This is a genomic window from Pandoraea sp. PE-S2R-1 (assembly GCF_002179865.1).
Lineage (GTDB): Bacteria > Pseudomonadota > Gammaproteobacteria > Burkholderiales > Burkholderiaceae > Pandoraea.
The window spans coordinates 193,568-212,219 of sequence record NZ_NGUR01000016.1 but is presented as its reverse complement, the minus strand read 5'-3'; the positions used below and the strand labels follow the sequence as shown (position 1 = coordinate 212,219).

The following is an 18,652-nucleotide window of genomic DNA, read 5'->3' as shown; positions in this document are numbered from 1 at the left end:
TCTACCAGAGATAGAACAACGCAAAAATGAACACCCAGACGAGATCGACGAAGTGCCAGTAAAGGCCCGCGATTTCAACGAGCTGATAGTTGTCCCGACGCTCAAGCGTGCCGTTGAGCACCTTGCGCATGACGGTGAGCAGATAGATCACACCCGCGCTCACGTGCAGTCCGTGAAATCCGGTGATCATGAAGAAGCACGCACCGAACTGCGCCGCGCCCATCTTGTTGCCCCACGGGCGAATGCCTTCATGCGCGATCAGGTTGGTCCACTCGAAAGCCTGCATGCCCACGAACGCGATGCCCAGATACGCGGTCGCGAGAATGCACGCCGCCGTCTTGTCGCGGTCTTTCCGATACGCGTAATTGACGGCCATCGCCATGCTGCCGCTGCTGCTGATCAGCACGAAGGTCATGATCGCGATGAGCAGCAAGGGCACCGGGTGCCCGTTCACGTTCAGTGCAAAGATCTCAGCGGGGTTGGGCCACGGTGCCGTCGTGGAGATGCGCACCGTCATGTAGCCGATGAGAAAGCTGCTGAAGACGAAGGTGTCCGAGACGAGGAATATCCACATCATCGCCTTGCCCCACGGCACCTGAAACGCCGCGCGGTCGCCGGACCAGTCGGTCACGATGCCGCGCCAGCCGCCGGGCAGATGGGCTGGGTCTGCGATTGCGTTCGAAGGGGTCGATGTCGTATTCACGATGTCGCTCCGGCTCACTGACTGACGCCACACAACCGCTGTGCAATCTCTGGCGTGAGATTGACCATGGCGGCGAACAGCACGAGCCACAGCAGCAAAAGAAAATGCCAGTACTGCGCGGTGAGCGACAGCCGTCGCGCGCGTGTGCCGTGCGACATCGCGCGCGGCATGAGCAGCGCCCATGCGACGAGTCCGCCGACGAGATGCAGGGCATGCAGCCCCGTGAGCAGGAAGAAGAAGCTATTGGCCGGGTTGCCCGCCACGCCATAGTGGCGTGCGACGAGATCGCGCCAGACCCACAATTGCCCGATCACGAACATCAGCGCGAGCACGCCGGCCACCGTCCAGTCGCGGCGCGAGCGGCGCAGTTCGCCGCGCTTCGCCTGCCAGACGGACGACTGCATCACGATGCACGCCGCGGCCAGCACCCCCGTGTTCAACCACAGCGTCGGGAGCGACGGCAGCGGCCGCCAGTCGCCGAGACTCATGCGCATTACGTAGGCGACGAGCATCAAACCGAACAACACGCCGATGACGCCCATCAGCCACCAGATGGCAACCTGCGAGGCCCTGCGGCGCGGCGGCTGCGCGATCGGCGCGCCTCCGGGCATGGGCGGCCACGACGGAACGGGTCTCATGATGCGGCTCCTTTCGGGCTATCCGGCGAAGGCGGGGTGGGCGGCACGGAGGGTGACGATTGTCCGTGCGACGGCAAGGCATCGCGATCGACCATGGTCGCTGGCCGTCGAGGATCAGGCGCGAGATTCTGTGCGACGAAGTCGTCGATGTCGCCCGGCACGCTGTACTCATACGGCCAGCGATAGGCCACGGGCAGCGTCGGTCCCCAGTTGCCGTGCACCGGCGGCACGTTGGGCGTCTGCCATTCGAGCGACGCTGCACGCCACGTATTCGCACCGGCCGGTTTGCCGTGCCGCAGACTCCACGCGAGATTGAACAGGAACAGTAATTGCCCGAGCGCGACGATGAACGCGGCCACCGAAATATAGGTGTTCATCGTGTGGGCAGACTGCGGAATGAAGCTGTACCCCTGAAACTCGTAATAGCGTCGCGGCATGCCGAGAATGCCGAGGTAATGCATCGGGAAGAAGATCGCGTAGGTGCCCAGGAACGTGATCCAGAAGTGCCACTGCCCGAGACGATCGTTCAGGCGTCTGCCGCTCACCAGCGGATACCAGTGATAGATGCCGCCGAAGACCACCAGCAACGGTGCGACGCCCATCACCATGTGAAAGTGCGCGACCACGAAGTAAGTGTTCGAGAGCGGCATGTCCACGCTCACGTTGCCGAGAAACAATCCCGTCAGGCCGCCGATCACGAACGTGCTGATGAAGCCGATGGCGAACAGCATCGGCACGCTCAGATGAATGTCGCCGCGCCAGAGCGTGAGCACCCAGTTGTAGACCTTGATCGCCGTGGGGATGGCGATGATGAGCGTGGTCGTGGCGAAGAAGAAGCCGAAGTACGGATTCATGCCGCTGATGAACATGTGGTGCGCCCACACCACGAACGACAGCACGCCGATGGCGAGAATCGCCCAGACCATCATGCGGTAGCCGAAGATGTTCTTGCGCGCGTGCACGCTGATGAGATCGGAGACGATACCGAACGCCGGCAGCGCGACAATGTAGACCTCGGGGTGACCGAAAAACCAGAACAAATGCTGGAACAGCAACGGACTGCCGCCGCGATAGTCGAGCGGCTGCCCGAGCGAGACGATGGCGGGCATGAAGAAGCTGGTATGCAGCGTCTTGTCGAGCAGCATCATCACGCCCGAGACAAACAGCGCAGGGAAGGCGAGCAACGCCAGCACGGTCGCCATCACGATGCCCCAGACGGTGAGCGGCATGCGCAGCAGGGTCATGCCTTCGGTGCGCGCCTGCAAGACCGTGGTGACGTAGTTCAGCCCGCCCATCGTCGCCGCCACGATGAAGATCAGCAGCGAGACGAGCATCAGCACGATGCCCCATTCCGTGCCCGGTGTGCCGGGCAGGATGGCCTGTGGCGGGTAGAGCGTCCAGCCGGCCCCCGTGGGCCCGCCCGGTACGAAGAAACTCGCCATCAGCACGATGACGGCCAACAGATAGACCCAGTAACTGAGCATGTTCAGGAACGGGAAGACCATGTCGCGCGCACCGACCATCAGCGGGATCAGGTAGTTGCCGAAGCCACCCAGAAACAGCGCGGTGAGCAGGTAGATCACCATGATCATGCCGTGCATCGTCACGTACTGGTAATAGTGACTGGCGTCGATGAACGAGAACTTGCCGGGGAAGCCCAGTTGCAGACGCATCAGGTTGGAGAGCACGAGACCGACCAGACCGACGGCGATGGCCGTGAGCGCGTACTGCACGGCGATGACTTTGTGGTCCTGACTCCAGACGTACTTCGTCCAGAAGCTTTGCGGGCCGTCGTGGTCACCGTGTGCGGATTTTCCGTAAGCCATGAAGTCTCTCCTCCTTCACGTCTGTCTTGTCTGTCTTGTCTGTTTTATCTGTCTTGTTCGTGCTATTGCGGTCTGGTTTGCGGCGGGACCATCGATGGCACACGCGGTGGCGATACCCCGCCGGACGGTGCCGAAGGTGCGTTGCCCGGTTGTGGCGGGATGGCCAAGGGCGGAATCGGTGTGGCCAGCGGCGGCGGCCCGGACTGCGACGGCGCCCGGTAGCCCGACGGGGGCGACGAAGGCGACGATGCAGACGACGAGTCGGCCGCAGGTGACAACGGCGCCATCGGTGCGGGCGAGCGCGGCGTGGCCAGCGAGTTCTGGGCGAGTTGCAGGGTGTCTGCACGGGCAGTCGGTGCGGCGGGGGCAGCAGGCGCTGTGGGGGTTGCAGGCGTCGCTGGCGTCCCGGCTGCCCCGCCCGGTGCGAGTGTCTTGATGTAGGCGATCAGTGCGGCGAGATCGGCATCGCTCACGTCGAGTTGCGGCATGATTGGCGCGAAGCCTTTGGGCACGCGCGCGGTCGGGTTGCGAATGAACGTGGCGAGATAGGCGTCGTCGACCTTGGCGGAGCTGCCATCCTGAAATGTCTCGGTCTTGCCATACAGGCCATGCCATGTCGGCCCGACGCCCGCTGCGCCATCGACCGAATGGCACACCGCGCAACCCTTCGCCTGTGCAAGCAGCTTGCCCTTGGCCGCGAGCGGGTCCATCGCACTTGCCCCGGCGTGCTGGGCTTGCAGTGCAGCAAATGTCGGCAGTTTGGCGGCCCACGCATCATAGGCGGGGCGGTCATCGACGACGACGACGCCGCGCATGTTCGAATGGCCGACGCCGCAAAGCTGAGCGCAGAGAATGTCGAAACGCCCGGTTTGCGTGGGGGTGAGCCACATTTGCGTGACCATGCCGGGCACCATGTTCATCCGCGTGCGGAATGGCGGGACATAGAAATCGTGGAGGACATCTTTGGCGCGCAGCAGCAATTTGACCGGCACGCCGACGAGCAGATGAAGCTCGGGGGCATCGACGATGCGATTGTCCTGATTGGCGGGATCCTTGGGATTCAGGCCGAGCGGGTTATCGGCGGTGACATAGGCGGGATCGGAGCTGCCGAGGCGCCCGTCCGGTCCCGGCAGTCGAAACCGCCACTGCCACTGCTGGCCGACGACTTCCACCACCATGGCGTTCGACGGCGGGTTGATGAGCTTGGCGTAGACGAGCAGCCCCGGGGCGAGCATCGCCACGATGCCGACGGTCGTGATACCGATGAGCCAGGCTTCAAGACGTCGGTTGTGGGGCTCGTAGGCGGCGCGGTGACCGTCGCGATGGCGATAGCGAAAGACCGCCCATGCCACGAAGAGATTGATGACGACGAATGCCACGCCAGTGATCACCAGCGTGATGGTGAGGGTGTCGTCCATCTGGCGCCAGTTCGACGCCAGCGGGGTCAGCCACCACGGACTCCAGAAATGAAACGCGAGCGCGGCGACGACAATGACGATCAGGAGGATCGGGAGGGCCATACCACCCACCTTCGCGACGCGCAGCACGTCGGCTGCGGCGACGCTTGCGATAGCACCCACGCCAATTCGCGAGGGGAAAGGCGTTTCATTGTCATCGACCGTGGCCCCTTACACATGAGGGAATCAGGTAACCCAAGCCGCCCCGAACCAAAGACGCGCCAGATTTCACGCGCATCTCTGTTAAGGCTAGTGCGTGAAAACAGTCTGTCAAGGCGGAATGGTGAATCGACGCGTTGCAAAGCAGCCTTTGGCCACAGGGACTGGAATACTGCTCACGTATAATTCGGCAACGCAAAAAAGCACACAACAATGGGACCTTCTCGCAAAGATTGCGATCTGCCAACGCTGGCAATCGTCGTGCCTTGTTATAACGAGCAGGACGTTCTGCCCCTCACCATCGCCCGTCTCATTGTCGAGCTGGACACTTTGAAAGTGAACGGACTCGTAGCGGCCGCAAGCTTTCTCTATTTTGTCGACGACGGGTCCTCGGACCTTACCTGGCCGATTCTGAGCGCCGCACGGCTCGATAACCCATCCGTCTGCGCCTTGAAGCTATCCCGAAACTTCGGTCATCAAAGTGCACTATTGGCTGGTTTGCTACAGGCCAGAACACGCTGCGACGTCTCAATTTCCATTGACGCCGATTTGCAGCAGGATGCCGGCGCGATGGCGACCTTTTTAGAACGCCATCGTGATGGCGCTGAAATTGTGTTCGGTGTTCGAAAGAGCCGGGACACCGACAGCCGCTTCAAACGCACATCAGCCAGTTTTTTCTACCGGCTGATGGGACAAATGGGGGCGGGTGTGATTCCCAATCACGCCGACTATCGTTTGTTGAGCGCCAAGGCAATGGCTGCCCTGAGCGAGTACAGCGAGCCGGATGTTTTTCTGCGCGCGATCTGCATGCAATTGGGCTACCGGAGCGCAATCGTAGAATTTGATGTCTCCGAGCGCGCTGCCGGTGTCAGCAAATACTCACTCGCCAAGATGGTCAAGCTGGCCGTGAACGGTGTCACATCGTTCAGCGTTGCGCCGCTGCGAATGATTACGTTGATCGGGCTGCTGGTCTTCGGCATCACACTCGTCATGTCTGCCTACATCCTCTGCGCAGCGCTGTTCTTCGGGGGGGTTGTGCCGGGGTGGGCTTCGACGACGTTGCCCATCTATTTCCTGGGGGGCGTGCAGATTCTTTGCGTAGCCATCATCGGCGAATACATGGCGCAGATTCTGACCGGCGTGAAACGACGTCCGAGATACCTCATCGACGAGGAGTTGCCGTGAAGCTCCTCGTTGGTTTTCTCGGGCTGCTGCTTTACACCGTCACGAGCTGCCTCGGTCTCTACTTTCTGAAGACGTCGTCCTCGTGGGTGAGTGTGAAGTTTGTCTGCGGGGGCATTCTGTACGTGTCGGGTGCCGGTATGTGGATCTACATACTGCGCATCTTCCCGCTGTCACTCGCCTTCCCGGTGGCCTCGGGCTTACTGATGATGGGGACGACGGTCACCGGTTACATGCTTCTCAACGAGCGGCTCTCCATGCCGCAAGGCGCAGGCATCCTGCTGATACTGCTGGGCATTGCCGTCATTGGCATCACAACAGGCAAGACATGAACGACAAAATCGACCGCCAGCGTGAGCACTTCAACCAGATCTCCGACAAGTACTCGGCGGCACGAAAAGGCAGCAATCATCTGCTGCTGAAGAAGCTCATCTGGACGCACTTCTTTTCGGACAAACAGAGTTCGGTTGCGCCGGGCGCACGGCTTCTCGAGCCGATGTGCGGCATGGCCGAAGGCCTTGCGATCGTTCGTAATTACGTGCAGCCCAACGTCGACTACTACGGCTTCGATTACAGCGACAATATGGTCGCGCTTGCGCGTGAGCAACACCCCGGACTTCGTATCGAGTGGCAGGATGCGACCCGCTTCGATCCCAAGGGCGAGACGTTCGACTTCATCATTCTGATCGGCGGCCTTCATCACGTGTTCGAACAAAGCGCCGAGGTCGTAGCCCGTCTTTGCGCTGCGCTCGCTCCCGGCGGTGTCTTCGTCACGTTTGAACCCACCCAGAACACTTGGCTCACGCGTAAAGTCCGCGAACGCATCTATCAGAAGAATGACTTGTTCGATGAGCAGACCGAACAGGGATTCGACCTGCCCGACCTGGATGCGATGTTTGAACAAGTGGGCATGCAACGCGTCGATCAGGTGTACCCGGGACTTCTCGCCTACGTGCTGTATTACAACCCCGACGCCTTCCCCCTGCTCAATCGTGGCGGCACGCTTGCGGTACGTGCGACGTTTGCCCTTGACCGGCTGTTCTGGCGCAACTGGATCGGCCGAAAGCTCTCGTTTGCGACCATCACAATGTGGAGAAAGCCGTGATCGATGTCGCGCCGGGGAGTGCCTTTCGTTTTCGGCTGAAATGGGGCCATTGGCTTTGCTACGCGATCATCGCCGTGTATTCGTGCTTTCTGTGGGGACCGTTGACTCATGCAAAATGGGGCGCGATCGACGACCACGAAATCATGTGGATGATCGGCCAACATCCCCGCCTTCCCCCATCGCAAATCGGTCAGGTCCTGGCCAATACGGAACTCGCGCCCGATGCGAAGCTCGCCCGCTTTCGTCCCAGCTACTACGTGATCAGAGCTGCGGAAGCGATGGCCTGGGGCAAACAACCTGCGCTCTGGTACGGCATCCGTATTTTGATCGCATTGCTCACGGGACTCACGCTTGCCTTGCTGTGCCTGCCATTCGCGGGCCCGGTTCTGAGCGCAGGCTTCGCCATCTTTGTGCTGTCTGCGCCGTATTGGGGTGATATTTTCGCGCGGGCGGGGCCGGCCGAAACTTATGCCGTATTCGGCCTCTGTGTCATGGCGCTCAGCTGGGCGCTGCGCTCACGTCGCACACTTGGTTTTGCCGCCTCGGTGGGTGTAAGCATCGGCATTGTCATCGCGGCGGGGAGCAAGGAGAACATGCTCGTACTCGCGGCGATTCCCGTTCTCCTTCTGATCTGGAGAAAGCGGCTGCGTGTCACGCCGTGGGCTTGCCTGCCGTTAATGGCATCGCTGACGTTCATGAGCTGGATCGCGTTGACGGTGATGTCTCGGCTTCGAAGCGCGGGTGCTGATATCTATAGCAACGACGTTTCGATGCACAGCCGTCTCGAATTGCTGCTCTCGATTGCCGGCAGACCGGTTGTCTGGATCTGGGTGTTCGCGCTCGCCACCGGACTTTTGGCGTGGCGGTTCATGGACATTCGACTCGCGCGATACGACGATCGGACCCGCGACATGTCCTCCCTCGTCACGTCATTGAAGCGCTTCTCGATCGGCGGCATTGCCCTGTTCGCTGTCTACGCTTCGCAGATTGTCTTCTACAGCAAGGCCTGGCCCGACGACGTGGGCCTACCGGGCCGATACCTGTTGCCAGGCGTGCTCTCAGCACAGTTGCAGTTGTTATTCGGTGCTGTCTTGTTAGTCGATGCGATTCGGGTCGTGACACGCCGCAGCGCATACGTGCCGATTATCACCGCCGGCACCGCGACCCTGCTATGCGCGGCGTTTCTCTTTAGCGCATCTGACAATTTCGCGGCAAACCGAGCGACTTCGGTCCACACGCTCTCCGAAACACAGAAGTTCAGCGCCAATCTAGATCGGCTCAAGGCAATGCTTCACGAAGATCGGATGCGCCCGCTCATTCTGAACATACACAGTCTTTGGGATATCGAACCCGTTGTATCCGTTTATAGATACTTACGTGCCGACGGCATTCCCAACCCCATCGCGCTCCGCACGACCGCACTGGAACCGGAACGTTTCATCAACCCATTCGAAATGACATTGGCAAAGCAGCTTCAGGCAATGGTCGGGGGAACGTCGGACATGATCGACACCACGGCGCTTGATCATGTGAGCCAGCAGGACTGCTATTCGGTCGGTATGCACGGTCCCTCGTTGACGACCTGCCGCGACGGCTTTGCTATCTGGCCTAATTAGCCTGATCGCACCGTAGATACACTGTGACAACCCAAAAAAAACGGGCCATCGGCCCGTTTTTTCTGCGACATACCGCGCGTTGATTACGTCGGCGTAGCGCTACGGCGATCGAAGAATCGCAGTACTGTCGAGTACAGCTCCTTCACGTGGCTCTGGTCGTCGGGTGCATATTTCGCAACGCCCGCGCTGAAATACGAGAAGCCGGTTTCCTGATGCATCCCGTTCTTGATCGCCACGAAAGTGACGTCCGGCGCGAGCGGCCATGACTTCCCGTCGATCGTGACGAGCAAATCGGCACCGATCTCCTGCGGATAGGTCAACGTCACGAACAGACTGTCGCCACGGTTGTCGATCTCGCCGAAGATCGGCACACCGTCCTTCACGGTCTTCAGGCTCGACAGGCGCGCCTGCGCGACCGATGCTTCCTGCGCCGAATCGAACGTCAGGAGAAAGTCGCGTGTCATGCGCGGCTGGATCGCTTTGACCCGAACCCCGAGCTTGTCCAGAAAACTCGCGTGGTCCTTGAGCCGATAGTAGTACTTCACACGGTCATACGGCTTCTGCGACAGACCGGTCGCGATGATGACCTCCGTGTTCTCCAAGCTCATGTAGTCGGCGACCAACCGGTCGTACACCTCCAGCATCTCTGCGATCGGGTCCAGATCGTCCGCCACATACCACGCGGGATTGGCGATTTTGGTCTTCCCTTTGACGATGCTCGAATTGAAGAAATAATGATGCTGGATGTGCGCCCCCGCATTCAGGAACACCGTCGAGAAATCGGGCAAGCGGGCACGGAAAAGCTTGGCGTGAATATCGTGCAACAGAAGATCGAGGACGAGCGCCTTTCGCCACGATGCCCCTCGGCTCTTCGCGACCAGCTTGGCGTACAAACCGTAGTGCTTCGGCTGAGCAAAGCGCAAAAGCCCCAGCGCCAGATGCATGGCGCTCTTTGGCGTGATACGGGCCTGCGAGTTGTCGTTGACCGTTTGCGATACGGCTTGCGTAAGCACCCGGCTCCACCACGAGCCGTCGCTCGGCGTCGCCGTCCACGGATCAGGAATGAAGTACGCGGGCGCGCTCAGGCGATTCTCCGCATTCATCGCGGACACGCATCCGACACGCAGACCATTGCGCTCCAACTGCTCGAACAGCTGCGGAACATCGGATCCAACGATGTCTCCGAGCCGGAAAATCCCATGTTCCGCGTATGTCTTGCCGCTGTGCACCGACGCCCACTGAATCCAGGGTTCGATTTCCTCGTACTTCTGCTCGCACGTGGAGCGCACGCCAGCACCCGCGATCAATTTGGCAAGTGCGGGGAATCGCCCGGGATACTCCCTGACGTAATCCGACGCAATGTCGAAGTTGATTTCGTTAAGCTCGACCAGAATGAGCTTCTTACGCACTGAGGTTTGTGAACTTTGCATCTCTTAGCAGCCTTGCCTATATTTCCAGCGTTGTGTCGGCGAGCGCATCCATTCCGGATTGCGACAACAAGAGGGTGACGGGTCTCACCATAACGCTCGCAGCAGAGACGGTCATTGACCAGCGACAAATCGTTGCGGATCGAGAGACCTCGACATCACAGACCGTACCAACCCGCTTACAACAAATCACGGTGTCAGCGCTTCACCAGCTCAAGAAGCTTCAGCGGATATCTCGCCAGCAACTTGAGCATGCTGGTTTCAATACCGTTTTCCCGACACGCGCGCAGGAATTCGCGATTCAACGTGATCTTCGCTTTCAACCCGCCGGTGCTTGCGCCACCGTGCATCATATTGACGAGTACTTCCGGCAGATGCCGATAGCGGGGCACCTGCGCGCCGCCGAACGCGCGAACGATGAACTCGAAGTCGCCTGCAATCCGGTAGTCGGTCTTGAACGGACCGACACGCTCATAGACTTCCCGGCGCAGGAACAGCGCCGGGTGGGCCGGCATCCACCCCCACGCGAGCCGCGCGGGCGTGAACCGGTCTGAGCGAAAACGCCGGATCACCGTGTCCGGCGCCTCTTCACGGAAAAACGCCACATCACCGAGCAACGCCTCAAGATTGTGCGTGCTCATTAGATCCGCCACTCGCGACAGCACATCGGACGACACATACCTGTCATCCGAATTCAGAAAACAAATGACGTCTCCGGTGGCAAGCGTGACGCCCTTGTTCATCGCGTCGTAAATACCGCGATCACGCTCGGACACGAGCTTGGCAACGTGCTGACCGTGCTTGCCAATGATCGCAAGCGTGTCATCTTTGGACGCACCATCGATGACGATATGTTCGACCAGAGGGAAATCTTGATCGGCCACCGAGCGCAATGCATGCTCAATTGTCCGCGCGCTGTTGTAGCACACGGTAATTACTGAAATCTTCATATCAAATCAATGTGCCAATCATTGGGGGCGAGATCCCCTGAACTTCTTTTAGAGAGACATCAGCGGCTCAATTATAGTCGCGCCGCCTCGACCCGCTCAGCCTTGCGCCTGGCGCCTAGTATTGGCGAGCACATCACAGTCCAAAGAAATATGTGTGCAAGATTCCCAGTTGATGCAATGCCGCTATCAAAACAAGTATTGAATAGGAGCATCGCGAACGCGATATAGGCCCAGGAATGCATCGACACCCGTCGGCCGACCATGGCAATCCAAGTGCCAATCCACGTCAGCGTCAGCAACACCGAGCCCGCACCAATAAGCACGTACGCCTCGACATGAAAATTGTCTGCGGCAAAGCGATCGCTGAAGTTCATGTCCATGTCCGTCACAACACGGCCAACCCGCAAGATCTCGCCCCACAACGTCAGTCGCAGCGAAAGAAGCTTGTCGAGCGTTTCATACCAATTGCCGCTCAGCGCCAGCCAGAAAATAAACGCGGGGACAAAAATCAGGACCACCGTCACCACCAGCCGGCCATGCCATCGCAACGCCCAGCCCAGGAATAGCATCATGGCGGTGTTTCTCGATCCCACCGCCCAAAGAAACAGAATCGCCACCGCCCACAGGATCGTCTTGGCAGAGCGCCCCATCATCATGAGCAGCAACATCGGAATCGCAAATGCCGTCGCCGCTTCCTTGGGATGAAAATATCCCATCAGCATTCGTGGCCTGCCGTAAGTCGTGGTGAAGAACCCGTCGGCAATCATGGTCTGCCAGCTCAACATCGCAGGAATCAACGACACCACGGCAAGCGCCGCCACATATCGGTAGTCACGTCGTTCGATCACGCTATTGATGCCCGCCCAGATGACCGGCAGGGCAGACGCAAGCGTCAGCACCATGAACGCATACACGCCCATGTCTCCGAACACATAAATAAGTGCCAGCGGGGACGCAACCACCATCGCGAGCATGGAGCGCCTTGGCATCCGCATCAGCGAGATGACTGCCGCAAGCACGAATACCCCGTGCTTCGCTGCGCCGGGGAAAACGTTCAGATAGGCTTCTGAATTACTCAGGACATTGGCGAGAAACCCAAAGAACAGCAACCATCGCCCCATCCGCTCGTTAGCGTTAATGGGTCTGTCAATGGACGCTTGAACCCCACGTCTCATGCCGTCATCCGCGCGGTCTGTCATTGTCCCCACTCTCGGAGGCGTGCCACTCGATAGAGAATTCACCGAATTACTATTTTCCAATTCATACCTGGCAGTTGAGAGAAACACCCGCAAACCGACATCACTTGATCTTTCGCCCCGGGAAACCGGCTGCGACGCGTTTCATCATCAATCCGCAGTCGACGGCGCAAGACCCAACGCCTGCTCGACGCCACCGCAGAGGGTGTGACCAATCAAAATATGGGCCTCTTGAATGCGCGCCGTCACGTCGCTCGGCACCACGATGGCGTGATCGCACAGCGAAGCCAACGCGCCACCGTCACGCCCCAACAGACCGACGGTGCGAATGCCCTGCTCGCGCGCGGCGGCAACCGCACGGATGACGTTCTCGGAATTGCCCGATGTCGAGATGCCGAGCAGGCAATCACCCGCGCGCCCCAACCCCGTCACCTGGCGCGCAAAGACTTCCGCGAACGAATAATCGTTGCCGATACAGGTCAACGCTGAGGTATCGGTCGACAGAGCCAGTGCCGCCAACGGGCGCCGATCGGCGATAAACCGCCCGGTAAACTCGGCCGCAATGTGCTGGCTGTCCGCTGCCGAGCCACCATTACCGCAGATCATCAGCTTGCCGCCGCTGCGCATGCTCTCGGTGATTAGCCGGCACGCGTGATCCACTGCCGGCGCGAGACCTTCCAATTGCTGGAACAGTGCCAAATGCTGCTCAAGGTTCTTCAGAAACAGTTTGCTCATGGTTTCACCATGTCCAGGAAACGTTGGAAACGCGCGAAGAGCTCGTCACGTTGGCCGAAAACGCCCCAATGATCTTGTTTAAAGGCATCGGCAGGTAGCCAATAGCGATTCGATACCGGTGAAGCAACAAACGCCGGTGTTCCGCAATACTCGGCCAGATGGGCGGGAAGACTATCCGCAGATAATACGCCAGCGTAGTCCGCCAAGGCGCTCGCCAAGGCATCGAAGCGCCGGGGGATCCGCCGGGTATTCAGGCGCTCTGCGCCATCCAGATGCTCCCCATCCAGCAAAAGGAACTCCGCTTCGAATCCGGACTTGGCGCACAGGTCCGAAAGCGCGATAGCAAGGTCCAGCGGAACGTTTTTCGCAGCGACGCGGCTATATAGGCAAAACGCGATGCGCTTGTGCGCAGCACTTGCCCTCGGCACGCACGCAACCGGCGCGCTCGTCAGGTAGCGTGCGACGAACTGCTCCTGTGCGACATAGACGTTTTCCGCCGGCGGCAACACGGCCATCGGGCGTCCACCCGCGATAAAGCGCTCGCGCCGGTGCGCGCGGGGCAGCACAAGCGTTGCCCCCTTCGCCGCGCCGGACAACGCGCGGCGAAGCGACAGTGCACTACCGATACCCGCCGGCAGGCCTCTCGCCTTGAGATCGAAAATGGCAGGCAACCTGTCGTCGGATAACGCCAGAGTTTCGACAGTACACGACGGCGCCAGGGCGTTCACCAGATCCGTCAAATGGGGCGCGACGACCAATGCACAGCGTGCCAATGTGTCCCGGGGCAGATCACGCAAGGTCCGTGCCGTCACCGTCAGGTCACCGAATGCCTTGACCTCCACGAACGCATAACGTGCCACGGATGACGCTTCAGCCGTCTTGATCGATGCGACGTGAGCGCCCATTTTCATGTTCGTCATGCCGCCCCTCGACGCATCCGGCGATACGCCGACACCAGCGGCTGGAAGGCCCACGGCGGCGAAACGCTGATGACGTAGAACGCAAATCGCTTCAGCCCATTCTCGGTGTGACGCGACAGATAGCGCCGGTATTGTTCGACGTCGTAACCTCGCTCCGACCTGAGGCGCATGGCGAGACGCAGCGTCAGCCAGCCGTAGCGATTCTCCATCACCTTCGCCGCTTGCATCGACGCACCGGACAGGCTGGGGCATTGTCGTGTCACGGCATTGCACATGGCGCAAAACCCGAAGAACACACCATAGGAGTCCCGCTTCCACGTGAACGTGTCGGTCCCTTCGACGCGATTGGCAACGCAGGGCTCGGCGATGATCCGTGCAGGGAGGACATCACCCGTACCGGCAAGCAATTCACAGATTCTGCCGACGTGCGTGTAGTACGACCCCTTGTACGGGGCCGTCGACGTGGCATCCCAGCGTTTCCGGTCGACGATGCAGGCGCCGATGAAGCCCGCGGCCCATAGACTCTTCGACACGAATTCGAACCCCGGCATCTCACCGTCGGGCACGTCCAGCGCCTGGCCTAACCGGCGGTTATCGTCATCGCCGACATACGCGTAGTTAGCAAATACAAAGGCATGGGTGGCACCCTGCAATGCGTCGTGCACTCGCCGCACGGAGTCGGACATGAAGCTGTCGTCCTCGCCAACGATCCATGCGTAATCGCAGTCGCACAGGTCGACCGCCTGCTGGATGTTGTCGTCGATGCCCAGATTGCGGGCGTTGCGGTGGATCACGATCTGGTTCGACCACTGTGCCAGCTTTGCGTAAGCGGCGTCGTTGGTGTCATCCATCGAGTCGTCGGCGATGAAGATGCGGATCGGACGACCGCCAGCCGCCTCCAGTGCCGAAAGCACGCAGCGGATTAGAAAATCCGGTCGCTTATAGGTTGGTATGCAGATACCTAGGGTGGTCATGTGTCGGGAAAGCACGGAAGCCATTGGCCCGTCTTGGAGTCGAATTTTTTAATGGGGACTGCGGGAGCGCCGACGGCAATGACATGTGGCGGCAGCGATCGCGACACCACACTGTTTGCACCGATCACGCACCCTTCGCCGATCGTGACCCCGGGCAGCACGACGACACCGTCCGCGAGCCAGACATTGCGCTCGATGTGGACCGGCCGGCCGGGTGCCAGCGGGCGACGGCCCGGCGCGACGTCGGGCGAGTCCTGAATGTCACCGTGATAGCGGCCATGGGCATGGTCGGTCACATGCACGCGACTCCCGAACATCACGCCGTCGTCGATGCTCACGCGCACCGTCGCTGCGATGTGCACCGATTGGCTGCACGTGACGCCATTGCCGATTTCAATCACTGGCGTGTAGCTTTCATCGCCATAGCGGCGCACGGCCTCGATCCACAACAGTTGCCCGGCGTAAAAGCCGTCGCCAATGCTGATGTGTTCGCCACCCTGAATCAGCGCCCCGCGACAGACGTGAAAGCCGTGGCCGACACGGTGAATCGAGCGCCTCCAGAGGGCGGATGTCACCTTGCCCTGGAGGTAAGCGGTCAGATCCGGCAGCGGGCGCCGCAGGTTGTTGAGTATGCGCTGGAGGGTTTGGCTCATCGCTCAGACGATATCGTTGCGGCAGGCACGCGTGATGCGCAACACCACGCGCATGGCGAAGTGGACCGGTTTGAGCAGCACGTAGGGCAGGCCAAGATAGGTGGAGACGATCGGCCGATAAATACCACTGCCAAAATACTTCTGAAGCCCCGCCGCAGGATTCTCGGACTGGAACTTGAAACGCGCCCCGCCCGAGCGCAGACGGTAGGTGATCGGCAGCAAGAGCGCGAAGAACATGCGAAAGCGCATGATCGCGAAGGACTTGGCATCCGCGCCGAAGGACGAAGCCTTCAGTACATCGAAGACCGCTTCCGCCCATACCTTGTAAAAGCGATAGCCACCGGTGTTCTCCGTCGTGTCCGGGAACACCTCCCGCTCCTCGCTGATGAGGCAACGGGCCGATCGGTGCAGCGCTTCCAGAAAGATCCAGTAGTACGCCATGAAGCCGCCCAAGTGCGTACGCGCCTGCTCCAGGTTGGGCTTGATCAGGTCCGCGCGGATGACTTGGGAGGTCATGAATGTGGTGAAGATGTTAACGCGGCGCAGCAGCTCCACGTTACTGACCTGTGCAGCACCGCGCGTAAGCCAGTCTTTGCTCGTGCTCCCCTGGGTGCGCAGGTACAGGAAGTCGAATTCGTTGGTGTCGATCATGCGCAGGATGTAGCGCAGCGTGTCGTCACGAACGGTGTCATCGTCGCCGGGCAGCCAGATATAACTGCCGGTCGCCTGTCCGAACAATTTGAGGAAGTTGGCGTCGGGGCCGATGTTCTCGGGGTTGCGCCAGTAGCGAATCGCGCCCTCGTACTTGGCGGCGATCGACGGTGTGTCGTCCGGCGACGCATTGTCGGAGACCAGCACTTCGATTTCGTCACCGCGGCCCGAGGTAGCAATCTGTGCCACCAGCGAGCTCAACAGGGTGTCCAGAAAACCAGAGCGGTTATAGGTCGGGATGCAGATGCTCAGTTTTTTCATGTCAGATAGCCCGGTAACCGCTAAGGAAACTTTGGTTGCTCCAGAGGTAGTCCCACTCGCCAAAGCGCCCGCACGAGGCCACTTTGCAAACGTCCAGATGATCGCGAACGATCTGCCGGTTTTCTTCCATGCCGATATCGAAGATCACGTTGCCCCAAGGCAACCGTTTGTGATGCAGGAACTGGATGTCTTCTTCCCGGGCGATGCCCATCTTGCGAATCGCCATGCGCACGTTGTCCTTGAGCGCTTCCGGGGAATGGCGGGCCTCGCGCCCGCGTTGGTAAATCTCGAACTGGAGCGAACTGCATCCGGCCGGCGCGTTGGCAGGCGATTTCACCGACGGGGAATACGCCCGGCTTGCATGGATATCCGCGTCGTAGATATAGAACCAGAGGTCCAGATCGAGCGGCACCTTGAAGCCGACCGAGATGAGGTCGATCGAGGTCGCCTCAAGCGTCGCGGCAGCCGTTGCCACGGTGTCCGGCACGCCGGGCATGATGCGGATCAGTTCGGGCAGCGGCAGGCTGCTCACCAGCCGGTCATAGCTCACGGCGTCGCCACCCGCGAATTCGATACGACGAGCCACCGGATCGACACGGACGGCACGAGCGTTCAATTGGATGTCGGCATCCTGGATCAGCGGCGCAATGAATGCCTTATAGCCGCCCTCCTTGGGATACCGCATCTCCTTCGTGTAATAGGTATTGGGTGTTTCCGCAGTGAATGCCCCGAAGAGAATCTCGTCGAGTTCTGCGCGGCGCATGCGATTCCCGATCCAGTTGACGGACAAATGGTCGGGCGCTGTCCCCCAGTACTTGTACGTGTAGGCAATCGGATAACTACGGGCGATATCCTCGCCGTATTGCGAGAGCAGCCATTGTTCGTAATTGGCGGGCTCATCGATGTCGGGACGTGCCAGAAACGACTTGATCAGTTCAACCTTACGCGCGGCCGGCAGCGGAAACAGGTTGTTTTGCACGGGGTGCTTGAGCCAAACGCCCTGGTCGAAGCACTGCGAGTCCGCCGGGTGTGTGTAATACGGCGTGCGATCGAAAATGCTGCGAACTTCCGGCTCGGTGGCAAAGCTCAGATGGACGGCATTGTCGAAGCGAAAACCTTCGACGACGAAGTTGTCCAGCAGTCCGCCCGCCTGAGGGGCCGCCTCAAACACTACGGCGTCCAGTCCAAGTTCGCGTGCGCGCAATGCGGCGCCCATGCCGGCAATGCCCCCACCCAGGATGGCGATCGGGACGTGTCTCATGCTGTCAGTGCTCTCATGTCGTCGGTCGACAGATAGTCGGCCAACGCGGTCTGCCACGCGCGCAGCGGCGGCAGACCCAGTTCATCGGCGCGCCAGTTAACCGCCATTTCGTTGTCGGATACCGGTGCGATGCGATTGAATTGTCCGGCGGCGACCGGGCGAACCTCGACGGCCACGCCAGCCAGAGACAGAATCTCCCGCACGTACTCGAAACGGCTCGCGTTGCCTTCGTTGACCACGTTGAAGACGCCGCGGGCCTTCATCCCAATCAGGTCGAGAAGACGATCTGCGAGGTCGTCCACGAGCGTCGGGCAGCCCCGCTGTTGCTGATTGGACGAGATGAAACCGTCCTGCGCGGCGCGCGCCTCGAGGATGCGGCGAGCGACGAAATTCTTCGGCGCCTGCGCACCACCCCCGAACAACCAGCCAGTGCGCACCACCAGATTGGACCACTCTGCGGCCAGCACCAGCTGTTCAGCGCGAAGCTTGCTGCGGTGATGTTGCGTTTCGGGCCGAGCGTCGTCGTATTCGGCATAGGGCGTCGTTTTGAACGCGCCGTAGACACCGGTGCTCGAAATGAAGGTCATCGGCACGCCGCAGCGCCGCGCGGCCGCCGCGAGGAGCTCTGTCAGCAGCACGTTGTCGCGATGACAAGCCGAAGGCTCCGCTTCGCAATGCTCGACGTTCGTGTTGGCCGCAGCGTGCACGAAATGATCGACATTTGCGAACAGGGCGTCGAGTTCCTCCGCCGCCGACGCCGCCAGACTCAGGCGCACCTGGCTGCGGTTCAGTGGCGTGCACGCGTGACCGCGGGCGGTCGCGAGTTTGACCAACGCACCGCCAAGCAATCCGCCGGCACCTGAGATCAGTAGGTTCAT

At 60.3% G+C, this 18,652-nt stretch carries 17 protein-coding genes and 1 pseudogene; 4 read left to right on the top strand and 14 right to left on the bottom strand.

Annotated features, from left to right (window positions below):
- Position 1: 1 nt before the first annotated feature.
- The 4 genes and pseudogenes from CDV44_RS23680 to CDV44_RS23665 form a co-directional block, all read right to left on the bottom strand.
- Positions 2 to 703 carry a heme-copper oxidase subunit III family protein gene (locus CDV44_RS23680; RefSeq protein ID WP_170936087.1) on the bottom strand — a complete coding sequence of 234 codons (702 nt, stop codon included), beginning with the start codon at positions 701 to 703 and terminating at the stop codon, positions 2 to 4.
- A 14-nt stretch (positions 704 to 717) separates the two neighbouring features.
- Positions 718 to 1,341, bottom strand: coding sequence for a cytochrome c oxidase subunit 3 (locus CDV44_RS23675; protein ID WP_249277686.1), 624 nt, complete (start codon positions 1,339 to 1,341; stop codon positions 718 to 720).
- On the bottom strand, positions 1,338 to 3,167 hold the full coding sequence (ctaD, locus tag CDV44_RS23670) for a cytochrome c oxidase subunit I (protein WP_087691094.1): 1,830 nt from the start codon (positions 3,165 to 3,167) through the stop codon (positions 1,338 to 1,340). Before ctaD ends, CDV44_RS23675 begins: the two co-directional genes overlap by 4 nt.
- Before the next feature lie 392 nt (positions 3,168 to 3,559).
- Positions 3,560 to 4,687 (bottom strand): annotated as a pseudogene (locus CDV44_RS23665) (c-type cytochrome); the annotation flags it as partial.
- Positions 4,688 to 4,996: 309 nt separating this feature from the next.
- Between CDV44_RS23665 and CDV44_RS23660 the strand changes: the two are divergent.
- Genes CDV44_RS23660 through CDV44_RS23645 form a run of 4 tightly spaced genes read left to right on the top strand, consistent with a single transcriptional unit; the run spans position 4,997 to position 8,686 of the window.
- Positions 4,997 to 5,968, top strand: a complete 972-nt coding sequence (locus CDV44_RS23660; protein ID WP_087691092.1) for a glycosyltransferase family 2 protein — start codon at positions 4,997 to 4,999, stop codon at positions 5,966 to 5,968.
- Positions 5,965 to 6,297 carry a hypothetical protein gene (locus CDV44_RS23655; protein WP_087691090.1) on the top strand — a complete coding sequence of 111 codons (333 nt, stop codon included), beginning with the start codon at positions 5,965 to 5,967 and terminating at the stop codon, positions 6,295 to 6,297. The genes CDV44_RS23660 and CDV44_RS23655 overlap by 4 nt, the downstream gene beginning before the upstream one ends.
- Positions 6,294 to 7,070: a trans-aconitate 2-methyltransferase gene (locus CDV44_RS23650; RefSeq protein ID WP_087691088.1), complete on the top strand. Its 777-nt coding sequence runs from the start codon at positions 6,294 to 6,296 to the stop codon at positions 7,068 to 7,070. Before CDV44_RS23655 ends, CDV44_RS23650 begins: the two co-directional genes overlap by 4 nt.
- On the top strand, positions 7,067 to 8,686 hold the full coding sequence (locus tag CDV44_RS23645; protein WP_087691086.1) for a hypothetical protein: 1,620 nt from the start codon (positions 7,067 to 7,069) through the stop codon (positions 8,684 to 8,686). Before CDV44_RS23650 ends, CDV44_RS23645 begins: the two co-directional genes overlap by 4 nt.
- An 83-nt stretch (positions 8,687 to 8,769) precedes the next feature.
- Here the strand turns inward: CDV44_RS23645 and CDV44_RS23640 are convergent, their stop codons facing one another.
- The 10 genes from CDV44_RS23640 to CDV44_RS23595 all read right to left on the bottom strand — a co-directional run bounded on the left by CDV44_RS23640 (position 8,770) and on the right by CDV44_RS23595 (position 18,652).
- On the bottom strand, positions 8,770 to 10,116 hold the full coding sequence (locus CDV44_RS23640) for a hypothetical protein (protein ID WP_087691085.1): 1,347 nt from the start codon (positions 10,114 to 10,116) through the stop codon (positions 8,770 to 8,772).
- 194 nt (positions 10,117 to 10,310) lie between these two features.
- Positions 10,311 to 11,063, bottom strand: coding sequence for a glycosyltransferase family 2 protein (locus CDV44_RS23635; protein WP_087691083.1), 753 nt, complete (start codon positions 11,061 to 11,063; stop codon positions 10,311 to 10,313).
- A gap of 71 nt (positions 11,064 to 11,134) precedes the next feature.
- A complete protein-coding gene (locus CDV44_RS23630; protein WP_087691081.1) occupies positions 11,135 to 12,262 on the bottom strand; it encodes a hypothetical protein in 1,128 nt (375 codons plus the stop codon).
- Between the two features lie 147 nt (positions 12,263 to 12,409).
- Positions 12,410 to 12,994, bottom strand: a complete 585-nt coding sequence (locus CDV44_RS23625) for an SIS domain-containing protein (protein ID WP_087691079.1) — start codon at positions 12,992 to 12,994, stop codon at positions 12,410 to 12,412.
- Positions 12,991 to 13,914: a hypothetical protein gene (locus CDV44_RS23620; protein WP_087691077.1), complete on the bottom strand. Its 924-nt coding sequence runs from the start codon at positions 13,912 to 13,914 to the stop codon at positions 12,991 to 12,993. The genes CDV44_RS23625 and CDV44_RS23620 overlap by 4 nt, the downstream gene beginning before the upstream one ends.
- Positions 13,911 to 14,888 (bottom strand): glycosyltransferase, encoded by a 978-nt coding sequence (locus CDV44_RS23615; protein ID WP_170936086.1) that lies wholly within the window; start codon positions 14,886 to 14,888, stop codon positions 13,911 to 13,913. The genes CDV44_RS23620 and CDV44_RS23615 overlap by 4 nt, the downstream gene beginning before the upstream one ends.
- Positions 14,885 to 15,541, bottom strand: a complete 657-nt coding sequence (locus CDV44_RS23610; RefSeq protein WP_087691073.1) for an acetyltransferase — start codon at positions 15,539 to 15,541, stop codon at positions 14,885 to 14,887. The genes CDV44_RS23615 and CDV44_RS23610 overlap by 4 nt, the downstream gene beginning before the upstream one ends.
- A gap of 3 nt (positions 15,542 to 15,544) precedes the next feature.
- A complete protein-coding gene (locus CDV44_RS23605) occupies positions 15,545 to 16,513 on the bottom strand; it encodes a glycosyltransferase family 2 protein (RefSeq protein ID WP_087691071.1) in 969 nt (322 codons plus the stop codon).
- A 1-nt stretch (position 16,514) separates the two neighbouring features.
- A complete protein-coding gene (locus CDV44_RS23600) occupies positions 16,515 to 17,774 on the bottom strand; it encodes an NAD(P)/FAD-dependent oxidoreductase (protein ID WP_087691069.1) in 1,260 nt (419 codons plus the stop codon).
- A complete protein-coding gene (locus CDV44_RS23595; protein ID WP_087691067.1) occupies positions 17,771 to 18,652 on the bottom strand; it encodes a sugar nucleotide-binding protein in 882 nt (293 codons plus the stop codon). The genes CDV44_RS23600 and CDV44_RS23595 overlap by 4 nt, the downstream gene beginning before the upstream one ends.